Source organism: Marinimicrobium sp. LS-A18 (assembly GCF_000463525.1).
In the GTDB taxonomy this organism is placed as follows: domain Bacteria; phylum Pseudomonadota; class Gammaproteobacteria; order Pseudomonadales; family Cellvibrionaceae; genus Marinimicrobium; species Marinimicrobium koreense.
Window position 1 is genome coordinate 1,108,783 of record NZ_AWEP01000002.1, and the last position, 24,702, is coordinate 1,133,484.

Annotated in this window: 23 protein-coding genes, 4 tRNA genes and 1 pseudogene; 12 read left to right on the forward strand and 16 right to left on the reverse strand. The window is 59.7% G+C overall.

Going from position 1 to position 24,702, the window contains the following annotated elements; translation table 11 throughout:
- Nucleotides 1–21: 21 nt before the first annotated feature.
- Nucleotides 22–1,119, reverse strand: coding sequence for a chorismate synthase (gene aroC, locus N645_RS0104880; protein ID WP_024460395.1), 1,098 nt, complete (start codon nt 1,117–1,119; stop codon nt 22–24).
- Nucleotides 1,120–1,157: 38 nt separating this feature from the next.
- The gene (gene prmB / locus N645_RS0104885) at nt 1,158–2,075 is read right to left on the reverse strand and encodes a 50S ribosomal protein L3 N(5)-glutamine methyltransferase (protein ID WP_024460396.1); all 918 of its coding nucleotides are present in this window, start codon (nt 2,073–2,075) and stop codon (nt 1,158–1,160) included.
- Nucleotides 2,076–2,274: 199 nt separating this feature from the next.
- On the opposite strand from prmB, the pseudogene folE reads away from it, so the two are divergent.
- Nucleotides 2,275–2,817: pseudogene (gene folE, locus N645_RS0104890) on the forward strand (GTP cyclohydrolase I FolE); the annotation flags it as partial.
- Between the two features lie 23 nt (nt 2,818–2,840).
- On the opposite strand, the gene N645_RS0104895 reads toward folE, so the two are convergent.
- The 7 genes from N645_RS0104895 to N645_RS0104925 all read right to left on the reverse strand — a co-directional run bounded on the left by N645_RS0104895 (nt 2,841) and on the right by N645_RS0104925 (nt 8,582).
- Nucleotides 2,841–3,734: a DUF4892 domain-containing protein gene (locus tag N645_RS0104895; protein WP_238559202.1), complete on the reverse strand. Its 894-nt coding sequence runs from the start codon at nt 3,732–3,734 to the stop codon at nt 2,841–2,843.
- Nucleotides 3,735–3,840: 106 nt separating this feature from the next.
- On the reverse strand, nt 3,841–4,722 hold the full coding sequence (locus tag N645_RS0104900; protein ID WP_024460399.1) for an alpha/beta fold hydrolase: 882 nt from the start codon (nt 4,720–4,722) through the stop codon (nt 3,841–3,843).
- Nucleotides 4,719–5,660, reverse strand: coding sequence for an ABC transporter substrate-binding protein (locus tag N645_RS0104905; RefSeq protein ID WP_193744949.1), 942 nt, complete (start codon nt 5,658–5,660; stop codon nt 4,719–4,721). The genes N645_RS0104900 and N645_RS0104905 overlap by 4 nt, the downstream gene beginning before the upstream one ends.
- A gap of 14 nt (nt 5,661–5,674) precedes the next feature.
- Entirely contained in the window at nt 5,675–6,142 is a 468-nt protein-coding gene (sixA, locus tag N645_RS0104910) for a phosphohistidine phosphatase SixA (RefSeq protein ID WP_024460401.1), read from the reverse strand.
- A 9-nt stretch (nt 6,143–6,151) separates the two neighbouring features.
- The gene (locus tag N645_RS0104915; RefSeq protein WP_024460402.1) at nt 6,152–6,538 is read right to left on the reverse strand and encodes a DUF4389 domain-containing protein; all 387 of its coding nucleotides are present in this window, start codon (nt 6,536–6,538) and stop codon (nt 6,152–6,154) included.
- Complete coding sequence (locus N645_RS0104920) at nt 6,538–7,557, reverse strand: NAD(P)H-dependent glycerol-3-phosphate dehydrogenase (RefSeq protein WP_024460403.1); 1,020 nt, start codon at nt 7,555–7,557, stop codon at nt 6,538–6,540. Before N645_RS0104920 ends, N645_RS0104915 begins: the two co-directional genes overlap by 1 nt.
- A 488-nt stretch (nt 7,558–8,045) precedes the next feature.
- Nucleotides 8,046–8,582 carry a flavin reductase family protein gene (locus tag N645_RS0104925; RefSeq protein ID WP_024460404.1) on the reverse strand — a complete coding sequence of 179 codons (537 nt, stop codon included), beginning with the start codon at nt 8,580–8,582 and terminating at the stop codon, nt 8,046–8,048.
- Nucleotides 8,583–8,757: 175 nt separating this feature from the next.
- Here N645_RS0104925 and N645_RS0104930 point away from each other — a divergent pair.
- The 8 genes from N645_RS0104930 (at nt 8,758) to N645_RS0104965 (ending at nt 13,751) form a co-directional block, all read left to right on the forward strand.
- Nucleotides 8,758–8,834, forward strand: a tRNA-Pro gene (locus N645_RS0104930).
- A 25-nt stretch (nt 8,835–8,859) separates the two neighbouring features.
- Nucleotides 8,860–8,936 (forward strand) — tRNA-Arg (locus N645_RS0104935).
- 161 nt (nt 8,937–9,097) lie between these two features.
- Nucleotides 9,098–9,173: transfer RNA gene (locus N645_RS0104940), tRNA-His, on the forward strand.
- A 111-nt stretch (nt 9,174–9,284) separates the two neighbouring features.
- Entirely contained in the window at nt 9,285–10,133 is an 849-nt protein-coding gene (gene folD, locus N645_RS0104945) for a bifunctional methylenetetrahydrofolate dehydrogenase/methenyltetrahydrofolate cyclohydrolase FolD (protein WP_024460405.1), read from the forward strand.
- Nucleotides 10,134–10,143: 10 nt separating this feature from the next.
- Nucleotides 10,144–10,839, forward strand: a complete 696-nt coding sequence (locus N645_RS0104950) for a pseudouridine synthase (protein ID WP_369755037.1) — start codon at nt 10,144–10,146, stop codon at nt 10,837–10,839.
- Nucleotides 10,832–11,863, forward strand: a complete 1,032-nt coding sequence (locus tag N645_RS0104955) for a methyltransferase (protein WP_024460407.1) — start codon at nt 10,832–10,834, stop codon at nt 11,861–11,863. Before N645_RS0104950 ends, N645_RS0104955 begins: the two co-directional genes overlap by 8 nt.
- Nucleotides 11,864–12,189: 326 nt before the next feature.
- A complete protein-coding gene (locus N645_RS16620) occupies nt 12,190–12,606 on the forward strand; it encodes a carboxypeptidase-like regulatory domain-containing protein (RefSeq protein WP_024460408.1) in 417 nt (138 codons plus the stop codon).
- Nucleotides 12,603–13,751 (forward strand): lipase family protein, encoded by a 1,149-nt coding sequence (locus tag N645_RS0104965; protein WP_024460409.1) that lies wholly within the window; start codon nt 12,603–12,605, stop codon nt 13,749–13,751. The genes N645_RS16620 and N645_RS0104965 overlap by 4 nt, the downstream gene beginning before the upstream one ends.
- Nucleotides 13,752–13,801: 50 nt before the next feature.
- On the opposite strand, the gene N645_RS0104970 is transcribed toward N645_RS0104965, so the two are convergent.
- Together N645_RS0104970 and N645_RS0104975 are read right to left on the reverse strand one after the other, a co-directional pair.
- On the reverse strand, nt 13,802–14,551 hold the full coding sequence (locus N645_RS0104970) for a methyltransferase domain-containing protein (protein ID WP_024460410.1): 750 nt from the start codon (nt 14,549–14,551) through the stop codon (nt 13,802–13,804).
- A gap of 3 nt (nt 14,552–14,554) precedes the next feature.
- On the reverse strand, nt 14,555–15,178 hold the full coding sequence (locus N645_RS0104975; protein WP_024460411.1) for a DNA-J related domain-containing protein: 624 nt from the start codon (nt 15,176–15,178) through the stop codon (nt 14,555–14,557).
- 241 nt (nt 15,179–15,419) lie between these two features.
- Between N645_RS0104975 and N645_RS0104980 the strand changes: the two genes are divergently transcribed.
- Nucleotides 15,420–15,495: transfer RNA gene (locus tag N645_RS0104980), tRNA-Asn, on the forward strand.
- A 260-nt stretch (nt 15,496–15,755) separates the two neighbouring features.
- On the opposite strand, the gene N645_RS0104985 is transcribed toward N645_RS0104980, so the two are convergent.
- From N645_RS0104985 to N645_RS0105005, 5 genes are all read right to left on the reverse strand, one after another.
- Nucleotides 15,756–16,655 carry an Abi family protein gene (locus N645_RS0104985; protein ID WP_024460412.1) on the reverse strand — a complete coding sequence of 300 codons (900 nt, stop codon included), beginning with the start codon at nt 16,653–16,655 and terminating at the stop codon, nt 15,756–15,758.
- Between the two features lie 286 nt (nt 16,656–16,941).
- Nucleotides 16,942–18,447: an alpha/beta fold hydrolase gene (locus tag N645_RS0104990; protein ID WP_193744950.1), complete on the reverse strand. Its 1,506-nt coding sequence runs from the start codon at nt 18,445–18,447 to the stop codon at nt 16,942–16,944.
- A gap of 38 nt (nt 18,448–18,485) precedes the next feature.
- Nucleotides 18,486–20,021, reverse strand: a complete 1,536-nt coding sequence (locus N645_RS0104995) for a bifunctional diguanylate cyclase/phosphodiesterase (RefSeq protein WP_081665874.1) — start codon at nt 20,019–20,021, stop codon at nt 18,486–18,488.
- A 322-nt stretch (nt 20,022–20,343) separates the two neighbouring features.
- Nucleotides 20,344–21,549 (reverse strand): glycoside hydrolase family 26 protein, encoded by a 1,206-nt coding sequence (locus N645_RS0105000; RefSeq protein ID WP_024460415.1) that lies wholly within the window; start codon nt 21,547–21,549, stop codon nt 20,344–20,346.
- Between the two features lie 175 nt (nt 21,550–21,724).
- Entirely contained in the window at nt 21,725–22,480 is a 756-nt protein-coding gene (locus N645_RS0105005; protein ID WP_024460416.1) for an AsmA family protein, read from the reverse strand.
- A 129-nt stretch (nt 22,481–22,609) separates the two neighbouring features.
- Between N645_RS0105005 and N645_RS0105010 the strand changes: the two genes are divergently transcribed.
- Both N645_RS0105010 and N645_RS0105015 read left to right on the forward strand, forming a co-directional pair.
- Complete coding sequence (locus tag N645_RS0105010; protein WP_024460417.1) at nt 22,610–24,163, forward strand: FMN-binding glutamate synthase family protein; 1,554 nt, start codon at nt 22,610–22,612, stop codon at nt 24,161–24,163.
- Nucleotides 24,156–24,668 carry a DUF3806 domain-containing protein gene (locus tag N645_RS0105015; protein WP_024460418.1) on the forward strand — a complete coding sequence of 171 codons (513 nt, stop codon included), beginning with the start codon at nt 24,156–24,158 and terminating at the stop codon, nt 24,666–24,668. Before N645_RS0105010 ends, N645_RS0105015 begins: the two co-directional genes overlap by 8 nt.
- Nucleotides 24,669–24,702: the final 34 nt, after the last annotated feature.

Genomic DNA, 24,702 nt, shown 5'->3' on the forward strand with positions numbered 1-24,702 from the left:
TGCCACAGTCACCACGGGGAATCACGACTGTGCGGGAATCACCGGCGTATCGACACGCACGTCCGCATTCTGTGCCCGGTGACGCAGGCAGTGATCCATCAGCACCAGAGCCAGCATAGCCTCGGCAATGGGGGTTGCGCGAATGCCCACGCACGGGTCGTGACGTCCGGTGGTGATCACCTCCACCGGTTCGCCCTGGACGTCAATGCTGCGCCCGGGCACCCGCAGACTGGAGGTGGGTTTGAGGGCCAGATGAGCCACAATGTCCTGGCCGGAGGAAATGCCGCCCAGAATGCCGCCGGCGTTGTTGGAAGTAAAACCTTCCGGGGTCAGCTCGTCACGGTGCTCGGTGCCCTTCTGGGCCACGGAATCAAAGCCCGCACCGATCTCCACCCCTTTCACGGCGTTGATGCTCATCAGCGCGTGGGCGATATCGGCATCCAGGCGATCAAAAATCGGCTCGCCCAGCCCCGGCTGCACGCCGCTGGCCACCACAGTAATCTTGGCGCCCACAGAGTTGCCCTCTTTGGCCAGCGCCTGCATGTAGGTCTCCATTTCCGCCACCTTGGAGGCGTCGGGGCAGAAGAAGGGGTTCTCGCTGATCTGATCCCAATCCACCGACTCGATCGCAATGGGCCCCAACTGCGACAGGTAACCGCGCACTTCGATGCCGTAGCGCTCGCGCAGGTATTTTTTCGCGATTGCACCGGCCGCCACTCTCATGGCGGTTTCCCGGGCGGATGAGCGGCCGCCGCCGCGATAGTCGCGCACGCCGTACTTGTGGTGATAGGTATAGTCCGCGTGAGCCGGGCGGAACTGATCCTTGATCTTGGAGTAATCCTTGGAGCGCTGATCGGTGTTTTCAATCAACAGGCCAATAGGCGTACCCGTGGTTTTGCCCTCGAACACGCCGGACAGAATCCGCACCTGATCGGCTTCGCGCCGCTGAGTGGTATAGCGGGACTGACCGGGCTTGCGCCGGTCCAGGTCGAGCTGCAGGTCTTCCTCGGACAGCGCCAACCCCGGAGGGCAGCCATCCACCACAGCGCCCAGCGCGGGGCCGTGGCTTTCGCCAAAGGTGGTCAGGGTAAACAGTTTGCCAAAGCTATTGCCGGACATAATCGGTTCCGAATTTCTCTTAAACGCAAAGGGAGGAATTATACCTCAGAAAAGGCCGCCAGCGCCCGAGCGCTCAGCACGAACACCCCGTGACCGCCCCGCTCGAACTCCACCCAGGTAAAGGGCAGCTCGGGAAACGCCTGCTCCAGAGCCACCTGGGAGTTGCCCACTTCCACCACCAGAACCCCATCCTCGGTCAAATGCCGGGGGGCCTCGGCGAGCAGGCGCCGGGTGAAGTCCAGGCCATCATCCCCAGAGCCCAACCCCAGCTCAGGCTCGGCATGATACTCCGCCGGCATGCTGGCCAGATCGCGGGCATCCACATAGGGCGGATTGCTGACGATCAGATCGTAGCGACGCTCACCGAGGGCCGCGAACCCATCGGACTCCAGGGCCTCAACCCGCCCCTCCAACTGATGAGCCTTGATGTTGGCCCGGGCGACGTCCAGCGCATCCGGGGAGATATCGCTCAGGTCGACCTGAGCCTCGGGAAAGGCATAGGCACAGGCAATACCGATGCAGCCGCTTCCGGTACACAGATCCAGCACCCGCTCCGGCTCCACTTCCAGCCAGGGCTGAAAGCCGGCTTCAATCAACTCGGCGATGGGCGAGCGCGGGACCAGCACCCGCTCGTCCACCGCAAAACGCAGACCACAGAACCAGGCTTCGCCGGTCAGATAGGCCGCCGGCACCCGCTCGCGGATGCGTCGATCCAGCAGCGCGGCCACGGTCTCCCGCTCGGAATCGGTCAAGCGCGCATCCAGCCATTCCTGACGACTGTTCTGCACCGGCAGGTGCAACGCATGCAACACCAGTTGGACTGCCTCATCCCAGGCGTTGTCGGTGCCGTGGCCGAAGAACAGCCCCTCGGCATTGAAGCGACTGGCACCCCAGCGAATAAAATCTCGAACGGTTTTCAGCGGTGCCCAGGGCGGCACGACATCGGCAGATGACACGAGGCGGATCCTTTGTAATGCGGTAAAAAACCGCTATTGTACCGGTTCTGAGGCGTCGATGGGTCGCATTTCACCAAACCGGAACCGGTGATCCCGAACGACCGTCAGGCCGTAAAAAACCCTTTACCAATTTGGCCGCTTGACGTAGGGTAGCCGCCCTCCTGATAAGCTTGCAGGCCCCTACAGGGTTGAGGAACAGACAATGAAAGAACATTTTGCCCGGATTATTGAAGGCATCGGCGAAGATCTGACGCGTCCGGGACTGGTGGATACCCCCAAGCGGGCCGCCAAAGCCTTCCAGTTTTTGACCAAAGGCTACGAGCAGGACCTGGAGGAAGTCGTCAATGGCGCCCTCTTCCCCTCCGAGTCCAGCGAAATGATCATGGTCAAGGACATCGAGCTGTACTCCCTGTGCGAGCACCATCTACTGCCCTTTATCGGCAAGGCTCACGTCGCCTACATTCCCACCGGGCATGTGCTGGGCCTGTCAAAGGTCGCCCGGATCGTGGACATGTTCGCGCGCCGGCTGCAGATCCAGGAGCAACTCACGGTACAGATTGCCGAGTCCATCCAGAACATTACCGGCGCCTCGGGCGTGGGCGTGATCATTGAGGCACAGCACATGTGCATGATGATGCGCGGCGTGGAAAAGCAGAATTCGGTGATGAAAACCTCGGCCATGCTGGGCACCTTCCGCAGCAACCAGGCGACCCGCACCGAGTTTCTGTCACTGCTTCGCTAGCGCGTCTCAACGCTGTCCGATATTCAGCGCTCGGGTAACCGCACCACTTCCACCCGGGCGCTGCGCTCCCCCTTACCCGCCGGAGACAGACTTCCCAGCCCAAAGACCGGGAGGCGCTGCTCACTGACTCCCTGCGCTTTGAGTTTCTCCCGCACTTGCTCGGCGTAGTGTAGCGACTGGGATTGCTGCGCCTCCAGGGAGTCCGCGGCGTAATCATGACCGACCAGCGCCACCACCCAATCGGATTCCTGCCGCAACAGGGTGGCCAGCGCGTCGATGGCCGGTTCGGAAACCGACACCTGCCAATCCTGCGCAGAACCCACCACATCAAACCCGGGCAGCACAAAATAGCCCGCCTCACGCAAGCGTTCACCCAGCACCGCAGGACTCAGGGTCAGCGCCGGCCGATCCACTTCCGGCATCTGCACCAGATCCAACTGGACGTAAACCCTCCGGTTGCCCCGACGCACCGCGTACAGACTCGCGTAGTAAACCGTGTCATCGCGCACGACTTCATACACACTGTAATACTGAAATTGATCCAGACCGTATAACTGAATCACGTTGAAGTGATTGTTGGCCCAGTTGATACTCCCACCGCACTCGCGCTCCTCACAGGCAAACAGCTCACGGGCACGACCACTGGTCAACTGCTCTTCGTAAAATCGGAAACCTTCACGAGCGCTGAAACCCGACGGCAACTCCAGCGTGCGCCTGAGCACATTGCCCTGAACGCGCTGCTCCCGCTCCGCTGACCAGGTTCCGCCAACTTTCTTGAAGGTGGACAGCGCCAGGACATAGGTCTGATCCGGGCGGTACTCACGCATCATGACCCGGGCTTCCGGAAAATCCTCCAGTCCAAGAAATTCCGGTACTTGCGTACTACTCTGCGCAACCGCGACGGTTGTGGCCAACAAAAGGGCCCACCCCGCCACCGCCAACATCACAATGAAAGGCAGAGTGCGATAACACCTCAAACGCATGTCATTCTCCCATCAAGACCGGACCACCGAGTGGAGCTATTCATTGGTGGAGTTCATTCCATCCCAACGCCTGACCGTTGAAAAACCGGCGTAAACATTCGGCCACCTGTGGCGCCTGGGACTCCAGATGCAGGTGATGCCCTCCCGGCAACTCAATCCAGTTGAGTCGATCGGGAAACCGCTGCAACGCCTCCCGATAATGACTGAATAATCGCGGAATGCCGTCCCGCCCGAGAATCATCGCCATATCGGCCGTGGCACTGGTCAGAAACGCCTCGATATAATCCTCGGTCAGTTTTACCGCGGACGGCGCGAGCAGCCGCTGATCGGTACTCCAGGAGTAGCCACCGTCAACGGCTTTGGTCCCACGCTCGGTCAGCGCCCGGGCCGCGTCGATACTCAGCGGAAACATGCCTCTGGCACGTGCTTTGGCCGCCCGGGTCAGATCCCGGTAAACACTGAGCGGTTTATTCCGCAGCGCACTCATTTCCAGGATCGAACGGGCCAGTTGTCGCGGCGCCGCCTGGGGTTGATGCACTTCCGGCCACAGCGCTTCAATCAGTGCCAACCGGGTAATACGCTCGGGAAACGTGCCTGCCGCGATCATGCCGATAATCCCGCCGCGCGAGTGCCCCAGCAGCGAAAACCGGTCCCACCCCAGTTGATCCGCCACCTCAAACAACTCCGAAACATCTTCCCAGATATTGTAGGGGCCGACACCGGCACGGTGTCCGCTGCGACCGTGTCCGGCGAGATCCAGCGCGACGATGTGGGTGCCCGGAAGCAGCGGCGCCAGCGCATTGAAGGTCGCGCTGTTATCAAGCCAACCGTGCAGCGCCAGAATCGGTTCACCGCCCGGCTCACCCCATTCCTGAGCCGCCAGGGTCATGCCCGGGAGAGTAAAGATCCGCTCGTGACTCATGGACGACCCGCTTTGTGCTGCGCCGAATCAGCGGTGGCATCGTCCGTTATGTCGGGGTGCCACCACAACTCGGAACGATCCAGAGGCGTGCGCTCCGGCAGCAGCGGATTGGTCAGTTTCAGCACGTGGCGCTCATTCAACGCCGCGCGCTCAAAAATCGGACGCTGACTCGGGTGCTGAAAGAACAGCTCATCAAAACTGCCGTCCGCGATCGCCCGCTCGAGCCCCTGCTCCAGCCGCTGCGCAAGTGCCGCGTTCTGGCGGCGCACGAAAAAGTAACTGGCCGCCGGGTAGTGCAGCAACAGACTCGGCTCAACCTTAAGATCGAGCTCCGGACGCTGCGCCACTTCCGCCCAGGGTTCATTGAGAGCACGGGGGATATAATCAATGCGTCCGTGCCGCAACATGGTGAACAGGGAAAAATAACCACTCGTGGTCACGGGCAGCTCATTGTGCCGAAGGATATCGGTATCCGGCCAATCCGCCGCTTGCCCGGCCACATGTCGGGCAAGCGCTTCCAGTGTTGTCGCGTCGGAAAAACGGGCATGATCGTCGCGTCTGACCACAAGCAACCGGTAACCCGCCATCCCCTTGGTCAGTGGGATGCGCACGGGTCGTAAATGGCGCTCGCGATTGCGCGTGGTCATGCTCCAGAGCACGTCGATTTTTTCACCCGCAGAAAGCAACCGGAGGATGCGCCCCTGGGGAACGCGCAAGGGCACCGCCTGCAGACGGTAATCGCCAAAGTCTTCCCGGGTTTTCTCCATGGCCAGGCGTAGCAGTTGCTCGAAATAGTCGTTTCGCTGGTCCAGGGGACTGCTCATATCCGGGTAGCGCACCACCAACGGCTCGCCGCCTTCGGTCGACGCCAGCGAGGCTCCACTCCAGAGGATAAGGGTGGCAATTCCGGCACACAAGATTCGAGACCAGGTCGCCACCGGAGCCACCATGATCAGTCTTCCCGGTGACGGAGCCAGCGTAATTCTCCGACACCACCGGCGACCACATCCAGGGTCAGACAGGCGACGGACGCCGTACCCATGGTATAGCGACCCGGTTCGGCGCCAGTCAGATAATGAATAAGATCGCCGACCAATGGCATGTGACTGACCAGCATCAGGTTATCCTCCTCACAGGCCTGCAACTGGGCACACAGCGCCTCGAGGTCGGCCTCCGGGGTCAGCAGCTCGGTTTCAACCGGCTCGGCCCCGCGGCCCAGGACCTGATTGACGATTGCGGCCGTCTGCCGGGCGCGGCGGTAAGGGCTGACCCACAACTGATCCAGATCGGACAGCTCGTCGCTCAGCGCGTTGGCCACCCGCTCGACATCCGCCTCACCCCGGGCGGTCAGGGGGCGCTCGGCATCGGATGACGCTTTGGCCTGAGCCTGACCGTGACGCATAATGAACAGGGTTTTCATTCAAACACCTCAGTTGCGCGAACGATCGTCGCCGGTCTCTTCCCGCTCGTCTTCTCGGGATGCTGGTGACTCAGTCTCCGCAGCCCGGGGGCTGCTCGCAGGTGCGGATGACACCTCTGAAGCCTCCGGCCAGTCACTGAATGGGAATGGCTTGCCATCGCTACTGTAGGTGAGAAACTCCAGAGCGCGATAGATATACAGCGCCAGGGATTTTCCAAACTGGCGCAGGTTCCGATTGGGGCTTCCGGTCAGCAGCGCAAACAGGAATTGCAGTACGATCACAACCCCCATAACCACCCCGGCGACATAAAGCAGTACGGCAAACAACAGCATATAGACCAATCGCAGCCAATGCTTGCCCGAGGTCACATTGGTTTTCAGAGTTTCGCTATCCATCAGTCTGCTCCCATATATTCCACGTCGTGGTTTTGTTCACCCAACATCAGCTTTCGGGCGACATCGGCGATTGCCTCACCTTCGAATAGTACCGCAAATAGCCCCGAAACCAGAGGCATATAAACACCCAGCTCGTCCGCCTTCTGTTTGACCTGGCGCAGGGTGTTGACCCCCTCGGCCACCTGCCCCAACCCCTGGATGACCTCCTCCAGAGGCTGTCCCTGCCCGAGCGCGTAGCCTACCCGGTAATTACGGCTCAGGTCCGAGGTGCAGGTGAGGATCAGATCGCCCACACCCGCCAACCCCAGAAAGGTCATTGGGTTCGCCCCCATGGCGGCAGCAAAACGCCCCATTTCCGCCAGGCTTCGGGTCAACAGCATCGCCTGGGTGTTGTGCCCCGCCCCCAGAGCGGCGGCCATGCCACACACAATGGCATAAATGTTCTTCAATGCGCCACCAAGTTCCACTCCGTAGCGATCCGGGTTGGCATAGACCCGGAAGGTCTCCGAGCGCAGGCAACTCTGCACCTGCTGGATCAACGCCTCGCTCTCGCTGGCCACCACGGTACCGGTCTGCTGTCGGGCGACAATTTCCTTGGCGAAGTTGGGGCCGCTGAGCACGCCAATGGCGTGGTCGGGCAACTCCTGCTCGAGGACCTGGCTCATCAGGGTGAAGCCCTCCGGCTCAATGCCCTTCGCCGTACTGATCACCATCGCCTGTTTGTGCAGCAGAGGCGCAATCTGTCGGGTGACCGCCCGAAAGGAATGGCTGGGAATCGATACGAACACCAGGTCGCTGTCGGACACCGCCCGGGCCAGATCCGAGGTCACCTCCAGGCCGTCGGCCAGACGCTGCCCCGGCAGGTAACGCTGGTTCTCCCGCGTCGACTGGGTCTCGGTGGCACTGGCGGAGTCCCGCATCCAGAGAAAGGTGCGAACGCCATTTTCGGCAATGATATTGGCAATGGCCGTTCCGAAGCTTCCGCCTCCGAGTACGGCCACCGTGAGCTTTTGGGTCATAGGATTAGATCCGTCCTGCATTGATACCGATCGCTTTAAAGTGTAGCCCGCTTCGGCGGGCCGGGAGATGACAACCCACCTATTCAGCGAAGGCGGATTGGAGACATAAAAAATTCACATTTTTCTTGTCCACATTTTCTGTGGATAACTTGGTGGATACTTTTTGGGAAAGTGCCTCGAACCCGCATCATCTCTGACCGTTGCACAGATTGTCCAAAAAATAACCGGCTCAATTTTTTCTTTATTTATCAATATGTTACGAATGTCAACCAGGGATATAGTGAAGTTTTCGCACTCTGTCGGAACCCTTGACAAGTACCGCACTGCTAATGTGCATAAACCAGTTAGTGAACCTTAACCGCGAAACTCCCGTAGCCACAAAACTTTCATAAAGCAAGCGTATTATTGCGCGCTTTCGGGACTACTTTGACGCCATACGTGCGCCCGAACGAGGCGCACCGAGGCCATCGTCAAACACCTGCCAGGCTTCAGCGGGGCGCCAGCGCACCGTAGCCACCATCGACATAGATCAGCGGGTCTACCGCCAGCTCGCCGAGCTTCACTTCGTGAATCCGGGCCACCACGATATGGTGGGTGCCATAGGTCATTATCTGGTCCGACTCGCAGAAGAAGGTCGCCTGGGCGCCCGCCAGGTAAGGCACCTCATCCCGCCCCTGACGCCAATCCCCGATACTGAAGCGCGGCTGGTCGCCCTCGAAACCGGCACACCGATTGGAGATGGCCTGCTGATCAGACCCCAGGATATTGATGGCGAAAGGCGTGCCTGGCGTGGATAGATGCCCTTCCAGCGCCACCTGTTTGTTCACGCAGACCAACAGGGACGCGGGGTTGTCTGAGACCGAGGTGACCGAAGAGACCGTCATGGCATGACGTTCACCATCGTCCGAACGGGTGGACAGCACCGATACGCCGGAGGCCAGACGACGCATCCCCATCTTCATGGCCATACCCAGTTCGGCCTCTTGCGGGTGATCGACCTCGTGTTGCTTGGGGGTATCCTGCATGCTTACTCCTCACATCTGGTAAGCCGCTATTCTGACGAGCCGCCGTGACAGACACAAGTGCCACTGAACGCCCGAACCTTGCGAGGCCAATTTACCGTTGACGCGGTGAGGCACCATCGGTATTATGCGCACCTCGCGAATGACGGCGTCCACTGGATGGCCATTCGGTCTATGGCGGAGTGTAGCGCAGCCTGGTAGCGCGTCTGCTTTGGGAGCAGAATGTCGGGGGTTCGAATCCCTCCACTCCGACCACTCGCCTGCGAGATTTCCCAGCCATGCGCCCGTAGCTCAGCTGGATAGAGCACCCGCCTTCTAAGCGGGTGGTCGCAGGTTCGAGTCCTGCCGGGCGCGCCATCTTCAAGTGGGGCACTGAATCCACTGAAAGATCGGAAGGCTCGTCAGACGACAAACCTGTATCAGGGTAAGACCTCAAAGGTCTGGATTCATACCGAAAACTTCGGTAGAGTACGCACCCTGAAATTGACCCCGGCAATCGGGGGCAACACCTTGCAATGGTGGCTGTAGCTCAGTTGGTAGAGTCCTGGATTGTGATTCCAGTTGTCGCGGGTTCGAGCCCCGTCAGCCACCCCACTTCCCCCTTTCTGATTCCCCTGCAACACCACAACGGCGCTTTGCCTGAGCAGAGCACTGTGGGACAATAGCGCCCTTTTCTACTCCAGCCCAGCATGAGGAATTCGGTCCATGCCAGCACAGATTCTCGACGGTAAAGCCCTCGCCAAAAAAACCGAGCAGGAGCTCGCCCAGCGCGTTGCCGATCTCAAGGCCCGCAGCAATGGCCAGGCCCCAATTCTCGCCACCATTCTGGTCGGCGATGACCCCGCCTCCGCCACCTACGTAAAAATGAAAGGCAACGCCTGCGAGCGCATCGGGATGGAATCCCTGCGCATCGAGCTGCCCGCGAGCACCAGCACCGACGAGCTGCTGGCCAAAATTGATGAGCTGAACAACGACCCCAACGTGCATGGCATTCTGCTGCAACACCCGGTACCCGAGCAGATTGACGAGCGTCGCTGCTTCGATGCCATCAGTCTGGAAAAAGACGTTGACGGCGTCACCTGTCTCGGCTTTGGTCGGATGAGCATGGGCGAAGAAGCCTACGGCTGTGCGACCCCCAAAGGCATCATGCGCCTATTGGAAGCCTACGACATCGAACTGGAAGGCAAGCACGCGGTCGTGGTCGGTCGCAGCGCCATTCTGGGCAAGCCTATGGCCATGATGCTGCTCGGTGCCAACGCCACCGTCACCATCTGTCACTCGCGCACCAAAAACCTGCCCGAACTGGTTCGCCAGGCCGACATCGTCGTGGGCGCCGTTGGCCGCCCGGAGTTCATCAAAGCGGACTGGATCAAAGACGGTGCCGTGGTGGTCGATGCCGGTTACCACCCGGAAAAGGTGGGCGACATTGAACTCAAGCCCCTGGTCGACCGGGTCAGTGCCTATACCCCGGTGCCCGGCGGCGTCGGCCCCATGACCATCAACACCCTGATTTACCAGACCGTAGAGTCCGGCGAAAAGAGCATCGGCCAGTAGCGAGTTCGGCATGGCCATGCGCCTGGACAAATACATCAGCCAATGCACCGGCCTGTCCCGCAAGGGTGTGCGCATCGCCCTCTACGGCAAGCGGGTGCAGGTCGATGGCGTCACCACCAAAAGTGTCAGCCAGGCACTGACCGGGAACGAGCAGGTCACGCTGGACGGCGAACCTCTCGCTCTCCCCCGGGCCCGCTACCTGATGCTGCACAAACCGGCCGGCACCCTCAGTGCCACCCAGGACAGCAGCCAGCCCTGCGTACTGGATCTGCTGCCGCCGGCATTGGCGGACGGCCTGCAGATTGTCGGCCGCCTGGATAAAGACACGACCGGCCTGCTGCTGTTGACCGACGACGGCGCCTGGAACCACCGGATCACCTCCCCCCGGCGCGCCTGCGCCAAGGTGTATGACGTTACCACCGCCGACCCCATTGCGCCGGATGTCGCCACACAGTTTGCCGAAGGTATTCTGCTTAACAATGAAAGCAAGCCGACCCTGCCGGCCACTCTGGAACAACTGGACGAGCGGCGGGCCCGAGTCACGCTTCAGGAAGGTCGCTACCATCAGGTCAAACGCATGTTCGCCGCCACGGGAAACCGGGTCGTCGAACTGCACCGGCTCGCCGTGGGTGGCATTGTGCTCGACCCCGAACTGGCACCCGGCGACTTCCGTCCGCTGACCGAGGATGAGATAGCCCGTGTCTGACAGCGCCTCTCAATGGCTTCTGGAACAGATCCATTCGGCCCGGGGATTGGCCAGCCTCTGGTGTCTGGATGAGCACGCCCAAGGCGAGACCCTGCCAAACGCTTCATCCCTCAGCGTGATCACCAACCGTTGGGATCAGTCAGAACTCACCCGCCACGCCGCCCTGGATACCCACTTCAGTGATTTTGATTTCTCAACCTGGGCCGACGGTTCACTGGACCGAGTGTTCTATCGCGTCTCCAAAGAAAAACCGGTCGTGCACCACATCATCAACGAAGCCGGCCGCTGCCTGAAGCCCGGCGGTGAGCTGGTCCTGTGCGGGCACAAAACCGACGGCACCAAAACCTATATCGACAAAGCCTCCGCGTATCTGGGCCAGCGCGAGAAGGCCAAAAAAATGGGGCAACTCTATGTTGCGCGCCTGGTCCGGTCGGACCGCCTGGCAACGCCACTGGATGACAGCGACTACACCATTCCACGCCCCATTTTCACCGACGATGACGTTCAGTTTTTCAGCAAGCCGGGGCTGTTCGGCTGGCAGAAACGGGATCGGGGCAGCGCCCTGCTCTGGGAACAGGCGGCGCCCCATCTGCAGACTTCAGGCGCTGAAACCCTGCTGGACCTCGGCTGCGGCTACGGCTATCTGGGGTTGATGACCCACCGCCTGCCACTGAAGCGGCGAGTGTTGACCGACAACAACGCCGCCGCCCTGGCCATGGCGGCCTACAATACCGAACACAATGGTATTCCCGCCGAAGTGATCGGCGCCGACTGCGGCGAGCGCATTACCGACACCTTTGATGCTGTGCTGTGCAATCCACCCTTTCATCAGGGATTCGGTGTCAGCGGGGATTTGACCGACCGGTTTTTACGCAGTGCCCACACTCACCTGACGCCCACGGGGCGAGCCTGGTTTGTGGTGAACCGATTTATTCCACTGGAACAGAAAGCCCGAGGACTCTTTACGCACGCCGAGGTACTGGCAGACCGGGACGGTTTCAAAGTGATTGAGCTTCGCCGCTGATCCCCGCACAGACGTTATGCCTGCAAGCGTCCACACGCCCGGCCCCGCCAAGAGCGAGACTTGGCTCACAAAACGTTGCCACTCTGGCGCAATTCTCACCCTGCCATTTTGCCCACTGGCTCACTTTGCTATGATTGTGACGCTGGCCGAGCCAGCGAGTATCAACACCGCCAGGACAGCGCTCAACGACAAGGAAAGACGCCTACCCCCACCCTTTCCAGACTGCGCGCCGTTCCGGCTATTACATGATAGTCCCGGAGAGACCGCCCATGCGACAAACACTATGCGGCATCGTTTTGCTATTGATCAGTCAAGGAGGTTTGGCTATGTCCCTATTTGACATCGGAAAAGTCTGTGTATTTTCTAAGGTTAACGCACAGCTCTTGCTCGACGGGAAGCCGATCAGTGGCGTTACAGTCACTAGGACATGGAACTGGGATAAACGAGCGTCCGATTCAACCGTAACAGATATGAACGGTTATTTTTCCTTTCCCGCCGTGCATCAGCGCTCCGTCAAGCCGTTACTTCCTTTAGAGATAACCATTACTCAGCAGCTATCCACAACACACAACGGCAAAGAGTACATTCTGTGGCGCGGAGCCAAGCGAGACAGTGAGGAACAATCTGAGCTTGACGGAGCGCCGTTCAACCTGACGTGCGAACTGACGAACGAAGAACGTTTAATTGATACCTACAGGTCACCCATTCTGACGCTATGTCACATCAAGGAGGACTTACCATGAACGGCATTGAATTGAACCTAAAGCTTAGCGCAAAGATCTCCGAGGACGTGTACCTGCTAGGTGACAGCATAGGAATGAGCTTGTTCAAAGCAAGGTACAACGATCGGTTTCAGTTTGAAGGGGAAAATTTTCACAAAGTTAAGACCGGTGCATTCATAGTAGTAAAAAAGCCCAGCACAATGTTGATCTTGGCTAAAGGGAAAGGGGCTCACGAACAAGAGGCGTTCATCACATTCAAAGGCACATCAAGCCTCTACGACGCATTAACCGACCTCAATGCCGGAATCAAGACATCCCATACCGGTACGCCGATTCACCAAGGGTTTTACTACGCTTTCGACTCCGTACTGCACGACCTGAAAAAATTTATCGGCGAGCTGAAGGGTGTATCCATGATTCACTGCCTCGGGCACAGCCTTGGAGGTGCCCTGGCTTCTCTTGCGGCCGACTGGATACGCGCTCGCTCTTCCCTGCCCGTCAAACTGTACACCTTCGGAAGCCCGCGAGTTGGGCTCGACATGTTCGCCCGAAAGTGTACATCACGCCTGAGTTCCAACAACATATACCGGGCCTACCACCGCACCGATCCCGTCGCGATGGTACCTACCTGGCCGTTCACTCACATCCCAACCCGGGATGTGGACTATCGGATTCAATCCCCGGTCGCCGCCATCCCCTGGGAGTACCACAAGATCAAGCGCTACGTGGACTCAGCCGACAGCGCAGGCTCCTGGGAGGTCCTCAAAAACAACCGCCCTCTGGGATACCTGGACAGCACCATCGAGAAATGGCTGGAATCGGACGGACTCGTATCCTTCAGCGCCCGGTCACTCGAACTGGTGAATGCCGCATTGATGTACGTGTGTAAAAAAGTGCTCCACGCCACGGGTATCGCGTTAGTGGTGGCGGGCGCCACGACGCTGACATTGATGGACCGGCTGGCAATCTTTCTGCACAAGGCCGTAGAAGTTTCATCCGATGTCAGTAGCTGGGTGTTTCACCTGGTCAAAAAAATGGCGTCGCTGATTGGTATCATGGTGGTGGAGGGAACCAGCCTGACCGTCAGCTTTATGCGTGCCGTCTTTCTACGTCTCCAGCAACGCATTGCGAGTATGGTGCAGAGCGCGGGACGGGACTTGCGGTAAGCGATGCCTCAGACCTCCCTTCAGCGTCGGGTCGCACAAGACCCTGATGACTAACGCAAAGTCCGGCGGCGATACCGCAGCCGGCATTGCGCCCGCCCCTGGTCCAGTTCGGGATACGCCTGCAACCTAGCTTCATACGTCTCCCACTCCGGTGCCTGCCGAAAGAAGGCGCCAATCGCGTTGGCGTAGTGCGGCGTGCTGAAGCGCTGCGCCTCGGCCCAGCGTCGGCGAATCACGCGATCTCTGCAGAGCGCCGACGCACGCAACTGCGCCTCACTTTCGAAATTCATCACCAGAGCACCGCCCGGCGCCACCACCGACCAGAGGGCGCTGCACCAGTTTGTATCAGCCGCAATGGCGCGCTCCGCTTCGCCGCCCACATGGCCGAACAGATCGTCAATCACCAGATCAAACCCCGGCCCCCGATACTGTGCCAACCATTCCCGTGCGTCCGCCTCAAGCAGACAGACATTGGCCGCCGAGGCACCGAACACCTCTCGCGCCACCTGCAGATGCACCGGGTTCAATTCAATCCCGACAATCAGGTCCGGGCTCAGAAACCGGTTCAACTGACACACCACAGCGCCACCGCCAACGCCCAGCAGCAACACCCGTGACGGACGCCCCGACCGGAGCGCAAAGGCGGGCAGCAACAACAGGTCCCAGACGCTGCCGGTTACCGGCTCGGCGGGATTGTATTGACTGTGGAATACGCCGTTGGTGTACAGGCGCAGACTGTTGCCCGCCCGACGGACCTCGTAGCGATCCTCACCCTGTTGGCGCAACCAGACCAGTGCCACCGGCTAGCGACCCCGCCCAAGTACCGCCATGGCGGCGTTGATCTGCTGCAGACGTCGCTCGGAGCCGCCCCGATCCGGATGGTGGTCCATCGCCAGACGACGGTAGCGCTGCTTGATTTCTTCCCGGGTGACCGGGTCCGTCAGCTCCAGCGTCGCCAGGGCCTCTGCCCGCTCCTGGTCGGAGGGAGCCGCACCCTGCCCCAGTCGCTTCCAGAAACCCGCCAGCAGTTCCACCACCGTCTCTTCGGTCGCGTTGTCGTAATACGACCAATCCAGGTAGAACTCGCGTAAGGGCCCTGCCTCTGCCTCGGACACTGCCCGGGCGCTCTCCCCGTCTGCCAGCGGCCGCAGATAGATCGCCAGGGGCGAGATCACCAGCGCCTGCCCCTGCCGGGCAAACTCCTCCTGGAGCCGATGCAGGGCGTTGAACACCTGAAAGTGCACCCGAAACAGGGTCAGCGGATGAAAACTGTAGTCCCGATCCACCAGTCCCTGGGCCTTGAGGCCTTTGATCAGGGTAAACTCGGTCTGGGCCACCCCCTGGGCGGCCTGCAGGAGTTCCCGAACGGGGCCGATCAGCGGGTTGCGCTCCCCCTCGTCGGGCAGCCTTTGTGTCTGTTCAGTCATAGCCGCCAGTATAGGGAAAGCGGCCTGGATTACCAGCAGAAGACCCGGCGCCAAGCACCAACCCTCTCAATCTAACCCGTTGAAAAAGCACCAGTTATTACCCAAAGTGCACAGAGAACACCCAAATTGCACAAACCGTCACCAGGCCACCCCAAAAGGGGCACTTTTTTCTGAAAAAAGGGTTGACCGATCCAAATCCGGACTATAGGATACGCACCACTTCCAGACAGGAAGGCGCCACTCCGCCTTAGCTCAGTTGGTAGAGCAAATGACTGTTAATCATTGGGTCGCTGGTTCGAGCCCAGCAGGCGGAGCCAAATACGAAGAAACCACCCACCTCGGGTGGTTTTTTTATGGACCAATGATTAGCGCAGCCGCGCCGTTAATCATTGGTGAATTCCAGTGGAATTCACCTAGTTCGAGCCCAGCAGGCGGAGCCAAATTACTAGCCAAGCGCTAGACCAGAAACCACCCACCTTGGGTGGTTTTTTTATGGGCTTCAATCTCCATTGAGCGAGCGCCTCACAAAAAATCATACCACTTATACTCTGGACGCCCCAGAAACCCATAGCCTCCCCTAGGTGCTTTCATCAGTCCAGACGGGCAACGCTCTCCAGTCCACAGGGAACCCCATCTTCTGCGTGTCCACCCTATAGACCTCCAGCAGCTCTAGCAGACGGTTTTTCCATTGGCTGCCGGGACTAATAATGCTCATGAGGTACACCAGCATCACCAAGGAATTGTAGATGTTTCGGGTACTCTGCGTTGTCATATTGCGATTCAGGCCAGGCGGTTTAGATTTGGGTAGCGGCATAGTCACAGTCAGGCGGCGGTTCCACACTCGGCTGTGATGGGCGCAGAGGTTTCGAATGTACGTCAGATGACGAACAAAGCCCTTCAACACTCGCTGGTCAAGGTTATAAGTTCTGGCAACTACAGCACGATCCGAAGGCACCATCTGAGTGATCCAGCGCGACAGCATACCAAATGACATGATTTCACTGACGGCCCACACAGGAGGTGATGCAGGCCGATGATAGGTGCGCTGGTAATGCTGAATAAAAACCTCTTCTGACCGAGCCACCTCTTCTTCCAATTTGGCCAGATGGCGAGCGTGGAGCTTTAAGTTGGCCGCGTGCCGGGCGTCCAGATGGGCATGCGGGCCGTGTGCGTGTGCCATGTGATGTGCCCACTGAGCTCGCAGGGAGACCTCAACACGCTCAATCGCGTCCAATAGATGAAGACGGAACTCGCGATCAAAGTTATAGAGATCAAGCACGTCGTCGAAGGTAGCGCCACGCTGGAACCGGTGAGAGGCATGATCCGCCTCCAAGGGCAGCCAGTACCCCGCCAACCGATAATAATTGATATGGCGTAAATAGTGTTTTGCTCTCGCCTCATCTTCAACCGTAAGGCCACGGGATTCAAGGAGGCGGATTTGCTGCTCATGGGTAGTGGCGGGTTTGGTAAAATCCATTTTCACCCCTTCAGAAAAAAGTAACCCGCCGGTTTGAGGGTACTCCGAGGAGCATAGCCTTGGCGGGTATTGTCGGTGCAGATGGTATCTCAAAGCTTACAATTACGAAAGTATGATTCGCTCTATCAAGTAGCATTTTTAGTATATATAGGGATATCCAGGTTACTCTGCGCCCTCAGGCAGCCCTGGAAAGACCTGTCTCCCCGAGGCCATTCCAGGCGCGCCCCGGTACACGCCAAGAGGAATTGGGCCGACACCTTTCAAGATCGCGCAACACCTAACCATTCTACTCAGGCAAATTCACGCACTCCGGCGTCCACTCCCGCTCCGGGTGGTCCAGAAACTGGCCCAGTGCCGCCTCAACACAGGTGTCCGACCATATCACCGAGTGGCCGACATCTTCGGCGATATAGAGCTGAGCCTCTGGCCAGCGACGGGACACATCGCGAGACCACTGCGCCGGTGTGACTGGGTCCAGTTCGCCGGCCAATATCAGCGTGGGCGTAGCGGGCGGCTCTAGGGGTGGCAGAGGTTCATCGGCGGAGCCCAACCAGCGACAGATGTAACTGTCCCAACGATCCATATAGGCGGCGTAGCGTGGGTAGCGGGCCAGTTCCGCACTGTAGGCGGCCTTGGTGCCCAGCGTATGGTCGAAGCAGTTCACCGCCATGAACGTCAGCCTTGAGAGGCCGCCCTCCAACGCCTGGTTGATGAAGGATTCCACCAGCGGGGTCACTCGTTCTGGTTCTTCGCTCACAACCCCCTGCAGCGCCTCGACGATCATCGGCCAATCGCCATGGTTATACAGGGCGCTGAATACCGTGGTCATCATTCGGTGATCATCCAGTACCACGTCAATGGATTCCGTTCGGTACCAACTGTCCACGGACAATTCCAGTGGCTGATTTTCCAACGTTTTTAGGGCCTGCATCAGCAAGGCGTTCAGGTCCGGCACCGACTCAGCGCAACCCTGCCGCCCTTGGCACCAGCGGATGAAACGCTCGAGACTTTCAGTTACCACTCCGGGCCAACTGATCAGCCCGCCCTGGTCCGGGGGATAGAGTGCATCCAGCACCAGCGTTCTTACCGGCGGCGGCCCCTCATGACTCAACGCAACCGTCGCCAGCGCGAGGCGCGTACCATAGGACACGCCGACCAGGTTGAACTGTTCGTAGGGCAACAGGCGCATCAGGGCCGCCAGATCCGCGGCGCTTTGCCGGGTACCAAACTGATCTTGACGAAAGTGCCCCGCAGCCTCCAAGTCCGCAAAACAGGCTTGCAGCAACTCGGCGGCTTCCCGTGCCTCCCGCTGCGGATCAATATGCTGAGCAACGGTCTGCTCACTGTAGGTGTCATACTCCGGGCAGGTCAGCGCGGGCTCGCTTTGCCCAACGCCGCGCCGATCCATCAGAATCAGGTCACGGCGCAGATTGCTGTATTCCTGCCAGGACTGCCAGAATTCGATGCTGTGTTTATCGAGCCCGGCCGAACCACCGGGGCCGCCGGGCAAGTAGATCACCGGGTCGTCCCGTCGCTCGGCCGAGCTGGAACGGAGGATGACCACCGGCAGGTGAAAACGCTGCTCACCCGAGTCGGTCACATAGCCGGGCGTCAGCAGGTCGGCGCAACGCACGTCTTTGCGCCAGTGGCTCTGGAAACCGCAGCCGCGGTAGCGAAGCTCATAGTCGGCGGCAACCGCCGATGCGTCGTCGGGCGCAGGCTTTGTTGCTTCGGCCGCTGCCGGATCCGGGGGGAGATCAATAATCCAATAGCTGGCTGCTGCGCCCGCCATGCCCAAACCCAAAACCCATATCCACCAGAGTCTGCGCATCAAGCGTTGACCGTTTGCTGCAGAACCAGAGTCCGGTATTCATCCCCCGGCATGGGGCGGGCCAGCCAAAAGCCTTGCAGGTAGTCCACACCCAGGCCTTCCAGGGCCAGACTCTGGGTTTGCGTTTCCACGCCTTCGGCCACGACTTTCAGGTTGAGTGCCTGCGCCATGGCCACGCTCGCCTCTACCAGTGCACGATCCTGCCGGGATTGATCCATGCCCTGCACAAAGCTGCGATCAATTTTCAGATAACTGAAGGGATGTTGGCGCAGGTAACTGAGTGACGAGTAGCCCTGACCGAAGTCATCCATGGAGATGGCGACCCCCAGGTCGGTCAATTGATTGAGAACTTCCGCCGCTTCGATCACGTTGTTCAGTAGTACGCCTTCGGTGATTTCCAGAATCACGCACTGCGGGTCGATACCGGATTCGTGCAACGCCTGCTGCAAGTCAGTGACGATGTACCCATGCACAAACTGCTTGGGGGAAACGTTCACCGAGATGGTCAACGGCTGACCACTCTCCCTGATCAGTTCAACCGTACGGGAAAAGGCTTTTCGGAGCACCATCATGCCCAGTTTGCGAATCTGCCCGCTCTGCTCCGCGACCGGAATAAAGTCCGCCGGTGAAATAAACCCTTCCGCCGTGCGCCAGCGCACCAGAGCCTCGGAGCCGGTGCAGCGCCCTTCAACCGGCTCGTACACCGGCTGAAAGAAAACTTCCAACCCATCCTCTTCCAGCGCCTCGCGTAATTTCTGCTGAAGATCAAAACGATGCTGCAGGCTGGTGGCCATTTCCGGCTGATAAAAATTGAAGCAGTGTTTGTATTTTTTGCTGTGATGCAACGCCAGATCGACGCTGCGCATCAGGCCCAACAGCTGTTGGCCGTCGTCCGGATAACAGGCCACCCCGGCACTGGCGGTGACGGTCAGCTCCATACCATCAAGAGTAACCGGTTCGGTCAGTGTCTCGAGCAACGCACCGGCACGGGCCGCCACCCGATGACGGCTTTCGGTACCGGCGCACATCATCAGAAACTCATCCCCGCCCTGGCGTACCAGATGCTCACCGGGGCCGAGCTGGGCCTTGAGCCGCTCGGCAAGCGCGACGATCAGTTGATCCCCCGCCCTGTGGCCCAGACTGTCATTGACCTGTTTAAAGTCATCCAGGTCCACCAGGATGACACAGAAGCCTTTGCCGCTGCGTTCAGCCTGCCCCAGCAACCGCCGCATGACCCGTAGACCGAAGCGGCGATTCGGCAACCCCGTCAGGTAGTCGGTGTAGGCTTTGCGGCGCACGAGAGACAGGTGCCGGCGTTTCAGATCGAGCTGCCGGGAGAGCGCCCAGTTCAGCCGATAGGCCAACAGGTAGATGATGACGCTGGAGGCGATGACGAATAACCAACCTTTGGTGGTCTGCCAGAACAGGAAGCTGGTGGAGTCTGCGGCGACCAACCAGTACAGCACCCGATCGGATAGCAATATCCACAAGGAAGCGAGCGCGAGGTAAATCAGAGCTATCCGTACTGGGGTCATAAATGGTCAGTATCACTTCAACAGGCTTGCCTTGAGGATAGCAGCCATAGAACGATGCGACCATATGTCGGCGCTTTTTTGCTCCACAATAGACTATGGCAATCACTGTTATAGCGACTGCCCGTTGCTATACTTGGCTCAGGTGTCCGCCGAGGGCTGTGCAGTGACGGGAGTTTCGCCCCTACGAGCGCCCATCTCGGCGCTCCTGATGCCGGTCCCCTGCGGCGGCAAGCGCCGCGGAAAATCCCCTCAGGGCCGGTCAATCAGCCGACAGACGGCAGCCCAGCGGACACCCTCTTCCCTGTGTCCCGGCGCATCAGCGCTACTCGTACAGGGGTGGCAGATCGGCCTCAAACAGGGTCGCCGGATGTTGATAGAACTCAATGAAATCGTCCGCCGCCGGATGATCCGGGTACGGCACATAGAAGTGATCCCGGCTCTCCCGCTCACGATTGGCGTTACGCCACACCTGCATATACACAATCTGTCGCGTCCACTCGTTCGCCTGCCAGCCTTTGAGCAGCCGTTCGGTGAAGAAGTCTGACTCGAACAGCGTATCCTGGCCACCTTCGGTCATGGCCGCCAGCTTGCCCCGCTGCGCCGCCAATTTGGCCAAGGCACCCAGACTGGCAATAAATCGCTCGGCATCTTCCTCCGGTGTGGCAGTGTTGGCGGAATGGCCCAGATCCCAGTAGTTATCAATACCGAGAATATCCACGTAGTCATCACCGGGGTAGCCGTAAAGATAGGACGATTCAAACTGATCCAACGTCAACCGACTGCGATCCGGAGAAAATGCGTACAGCAACTGGTGGAGCTGTTGCTCTTGGGTCAGATAGTCCACGGTAAAGCGCCACAAGGCTCGATAATCCTCCTCGGATGTCGGCCCCTTGCCCCACCAGAACCAGTCGCCATTGTGTTCGTGCCAGGGCCGGAAAATCAGCGGCATGGGGCCGGTGCGGCCATCGGGCAATGACACTTCCTGGGAGCGGGCGAACGCCGCAAATTGATCCAGCGCCAGGCGCAGGTCCTGATGGTATCGCCCGCCCGGCAGCAGCTCGGCGGCGCCGGCGTCGGTTTCCCAGGAGCTGCTGCCGGTACCCGGGTGGGTCATATGCCAGGAGATACTCACCACCCCACCGCGGCGGTAGGCATCACGCATCCAGTCGCGCATTCGCGCAAAGGGGACGCCGTCCAGGTTCCGGGCATCGTTCAGCTCCAGGTGTCCCAGGTCCCAGCCGTAAAGCGCGGGGTAGTCACCCGTGGTGAGTCTGACATCGGAGCGCCCGGAGTCATCACGCCACTGTACCCCGTACGCCAGGCTGTCCTGATGACCGAACAGAAAGCCCTCGCCTTTCAGCCGGTGCAGGTTGCGCCAGAGCGCCTGGGCGGCGGGATCAATGTTTTCAGTGATGGGCTCGGCGGAGCCAGCATTCTGTTGCGGGGCGTCGGATCGAAGCGCTGAGCAAGCCGTCAGCAAGGCAACCAGGCCCGCCAGCAGGCCGTGAAAGACGGTGGTCCTGACCATATCACACCTTGTTTATTGGGTTATTGACGTTGTTTTGGCACGCTGCCGTCGACCGGAGCGGTTCGACGCCCACGGATTGTAATCGGTTACACTACCAGGATGCAATTGTCCTCTGGCAGAAGAGAAAAACATTCAGGGGAAATCCCCGGGGCGAAACCCCGGGGAGGCAGGTGGATCAGCGGTTGAGCAATGACCGGACAGCGTCGACTTTTTCCTTATCGTCATCGGACATACGGGACTCCAGCTCCTCTTTCAGAGCGCCCTCGGCCTCCGAACGCACTTCCGCTTCCACCCGCTGGCGGGCCTGCTGCAGAAGCGGGTCGAGAATCGCCCGGGTCAGCTGGGCCGGGGTCAACCCCTGCTCACGGTCACCCAGGTTTTCCAGGTTGATGTCCCTCAGCGTCAATTCACGATTGCCCAGTTCGTCCGAGCTCAAGTTCAAACCGGCGTTGGTGAAGCTCAGTTTCTCCACCATAAAGCGCACATCGGGGCTGGCGGTGGTGGACTTGGGTGCTTCTTCCCGGGAGCCGGAACTCATCTGGTCCAGCAGGGTTTTGAGGTTGATCTGGGTCAGGTCTCGATGCTCGGCATTGAGCTGGGCACCATCGACTTTGATCTCCTCAATAACCACCACATCCTCGGTGATCGAACTCGGGCGAATATCCAACGTCACATCGCCCACGCGAAAAATCGGCCGATTTGAATAGCCTTGCGGGTTGGCAATGGACAAGCCTCTGATGGTGCCCCGCCCCTCGGTCAATTCAATATGTACCCCATCCACCTGCACGTCCGTTTTGGTCACCGTGGGCCCCACCGACTCGATGGCCGCTTCGACCAGAGTGTCCAGGTTGCGCAGGCCGATAAACAGCGCGATGGCGATGACAACGATCAGGGCCACCAGAATGCTGACTATGATTTTTGTGGCTTTCATGGAGGTTCCTCGGTTTCTGACAGGGTGTTGTATGGGGTGCGACATGGTCGCAGACCACTAAAAGCCTTATGATAGCGGCCAGCTTGAACTCACGCCAATGCCATTTTCGGTCCGACAGTGAAGGTTGCCATGTTCGACGATGTATTTGCTCTGAAATTGCTGACCATTCTGGTCCTGATTTTTGTCACCCTGATCGGGGTCGGGCTGCTCACCGTGGCCGCCATGTATGTGGTGGATGTTACCCAGCGCAAACACACCATTCGCCGGAACTATCCGGTGATCGGTCGCTTTCGGTATTGGTTCGAGCACCTGGGCGAATTTTTCCGGCAGTATTTTTTCGCCATGGACCGCGAGGAAATGCCGTTCAACCGGGCCGAACGCGCCTGGGTTTACCGGGCGGCCAAAAACCTCGACCTCAACCTGGCCTTCGGCTCCACCCGGGACCTGAACCCGTCGGGCACGGTACTGTTTCTGAACTCGGCTTTCCCCACTCTGGAGCAGGACGCCGCCATGCCCTCGGCGGTCACTATTGGCCCCTATTGTCGGCATCCCTACACAACTTCGGCCTTTTTTCATATTTCCGGCATGAGTTATGGCGCCCTCTCCGCGCCGGCGGTGCGTGCCCTCTCCCGAGGCGCCGCCAAGGCCGGTTGCTGGCTGAACACCGGTGAGGGCGGCCTTTCGCCCTTCCATGAAGAGGGAGGCGGCGATCTGGTATTCCAGTTGGGCACCGCCAAGTACGGCGCCCGGGACCTGAACGGTAAGCTCTCGGACGAAAAGCTGACCCAACTGGCCGCCAAAGAGGCGGTCAAGATGTTTGAGATCAAACTCAGCCAGGGGGCCAAGCCCGGCAAGGGCGGCATTCTTCCGGCGGAAAAAGTCTCCGCCGAAATCGCCGCCATTCGCGGAATTCCCGAGGGGCATCCCTCCATCAGCCCCAACGGCCACCCGGATATCCGCTCGGTGGACGACCTGCTGGATATGATTGATCACATTCGCCAGGTGACCGGCAAACCCGTGGGCTTCAAAACCGTGCTGGGCGATAAGCAATGGCTGCGGGATCTGGTGGCCGCCATCCGCACTCGCGGGGTGGATCGGGCGCCGGACTTCATCACCCTGGACAGCGCCGACGGCGGCACGGGTGCGGCCCCACAACCGTTGATGGATTACGTCGGGCTACCGCTCAAGGAAAGCCTGCCCTGGTTGTGCAACCTGCTCAGTGAAGCGGGCCTGAAAGAGCGCGTGCGCGTGATCGCCTCCGGCAAGCTGATCAACCCCTCCATGGTGGCCTGGGCCATCGCCTGCGGCGCCGACTTTGTGACCAGCGCCCGGGGCTTCATGTTTTCCCTGGGCTGTATTCAGGCGATGCAGTGTCACAAAAACACCTGCCCGACCGGGGTGACGACTCACGACCCGAAACTGCAACGGGGCCTGGACCCCACCGACAAGGCCGAGCGGGTGGCCCACTATCAGCGCAACCTGACCTACAGCGTCGGGCTGATCGCCCACGCCTGCGGCGTTCCGGAGCCGCGTCTGCTGCGCCGTCACCATGTGCACATGGTGTTACAATCCGGCCTGTCTCAGCCCTTGAATGAACTCTACCCGGAGCCCATCACTCTGATAGAGAACGGCGAGGATTCGCCCGCACTGGATTCCAAACCCAAAGAGGTAACCCATGAATAAATTGTGTTTCGGTCTGGGCCTGCTGCTCCTGCTTGCCGGCCCGGCCACCCTGGCCCAGGAGGTCACGATTGAGGACCTGGCCTGGATGGACCGCAACCACATGGCGCAACAGGTACAGCGCGTGGATGACCTGGCGCGCACCCGGGTCGGCAGCCAGATTCGCGAGGACCTGAGCGACCTGACCACGCTGCAGCGGATTGTCGATCGCGAACTGATCGATCAGGACGACCGGTTGACGCTTCAGGCGCTGGGCGCGGTGCTGGGCAACGTGATGGCCGCCGAAGTGGACGAGCTGGAATGGAAGATTTACGAGGACAACCGGGGCCGTAGCCGGGCACTGTGTGTCGAGGGCACCGAGGAGTGCCTGTTTCCCATCACCATGCTCTCCCGGAGGATGGAGGTGGGGCTGAAGCCCGACGTGCGTCAAGTGTATAAAGACGCGCTGGCGCTGATTGAACCCTATTTGCCGGAGCTGCCCTACGGCGGGGCTGCCAGCCGTCGCTGAAGCCCGGCCATCACGGCCCCTCGGAGCCCCTCCG

Excerpts from the sequence above, each read along its gene's own strand:
- N645_RS0104900 (WP_024460399.1), bottom strand. The coding sequence starts at position 4,722 with ATGAGTCACGAGCGGATCTTTACTCTCCCGGGCATGACCCTGGCGGCT.
- folD (WP_024460405.1), top strand. The coding sequence starts at position 9,285 with ATGCCAGCACAGATTCTCGACGGTAAAGCCCTCGCCAAAAAAACCGAG.
- N645_RS0104975 (WP_024460411.1), bottom strand. The coding sequence starts at position 15,178 with ATGACTGAACAGACACAAAGGCTGCCCGACGAGGGGGAGCGCAACCCG.
- N645_RS0104915 (WP_024460402.1), bottom strand. The coding sequence starts at position 6,538 with ATGGATAGCGAAACTCTGAAAACCAATGTGACCTCGGGCAAGCATTGG.
- N645_RS16620 (WP_024460408.1), top strand. The coding sequence starts at position 12,190 with ATGTCCCTATTTGACATCGGAAAAGTCTGTGTATTTTCTAAGGTTAAC.
- N645_RS0104985 (WP_024460412.1), bottom strand. The coding sequence starts at position 16,655 with ATGGATTTTACCAAACCCGCCACTACCCATGAGCAGCAAATCCGCCTC.
- sixA (WP_024460401.1), bottom strand. The coding sequence starts at position 6,142 with ATGAAAACCCTGTTCATTATGCGTCACGGTCAGGCTCAGGCCAAAGCG.
- N645_RS0104990 (WP_193744950.1), bottom strand. The coding sequence starts at position 18,447 with ATGGCGGGCGCAGCAGCCAGCTATTGGATTATTGATCTCCCCCCGGAT.
- N645_RS0105005 (WP_024460416.1), bottom strand. The coding sequence starts at position 22,480 with ATGAAAGCCACAAAAATCATAGTCAGCATTCTGGTGGCCCTGATCGTT.
- N645_RS0105010 (WP_024460417.1), top strand. The coding sequence starts at position 22,610 with ATGTTCGACGATGTATTTGCTCTGAAATTGCTGACCATTCTGGTCCTG.
- N645_RS0104950 (WP_369755037.1), top strand. The coding sequence starts at position 10,144 with ATGGCCATGCGCCTGGACAAATACATCAGCCAATGCACCGGCCTGTCC.
- N645_RS0105015 (WP_024460418.1), top strand. The coding sequence starts at position 24,156 with ATGAATAAATTGTGTTTCGGTCTGGGCCTGCTGCTCCTGCTTGCCGGC.
- aroC (WP_024460395.1), bottom strand. The coding sequence starts at position 1,119 with ATGTCCGGCAATAGCTTTGGCAAACTGTTTACCCTGACCACCTTTGGC.
- N645_RS0105000 (WP_024460415.1), bottom strand. The coding sequence starts at position 21,549 with ATGGTCAGGACCACCGTCTTTCACGGCCTGCTGGCGGGCCTGGTTGCC.
- N645_RS0104995 (WP_081665874.1), bottom strand. The coding sequence starts at position 20,021 with ATGACCCCAGTACGGATAGCTCTGATTTACCTCGCGCTCGCTTCCTTG.
- N645_RS0104920 (WP_024460403.1), bottom strand. The coding sequence starts at position 7,557 with ATGACCCAAAAGCTCACGGTGGCCGTACTCGGAGGCGGAAGCTTCGGA.
- N645_RS0104965 (WP_024460409.1), top strand. The coding sequence starts at position 12,603 with ATGAACGGCATTGAATTGAACCTAAAGCTTAGCGCAAAGATCTCCGAG.
- N645_RS0104925 (WP_024460404.1), bottom strand. The coding sequence starts at position 8,582 with ATGCAGGATACCCCCAAGCAACACGAGGTCGATCACCCGCAAGAGGCC.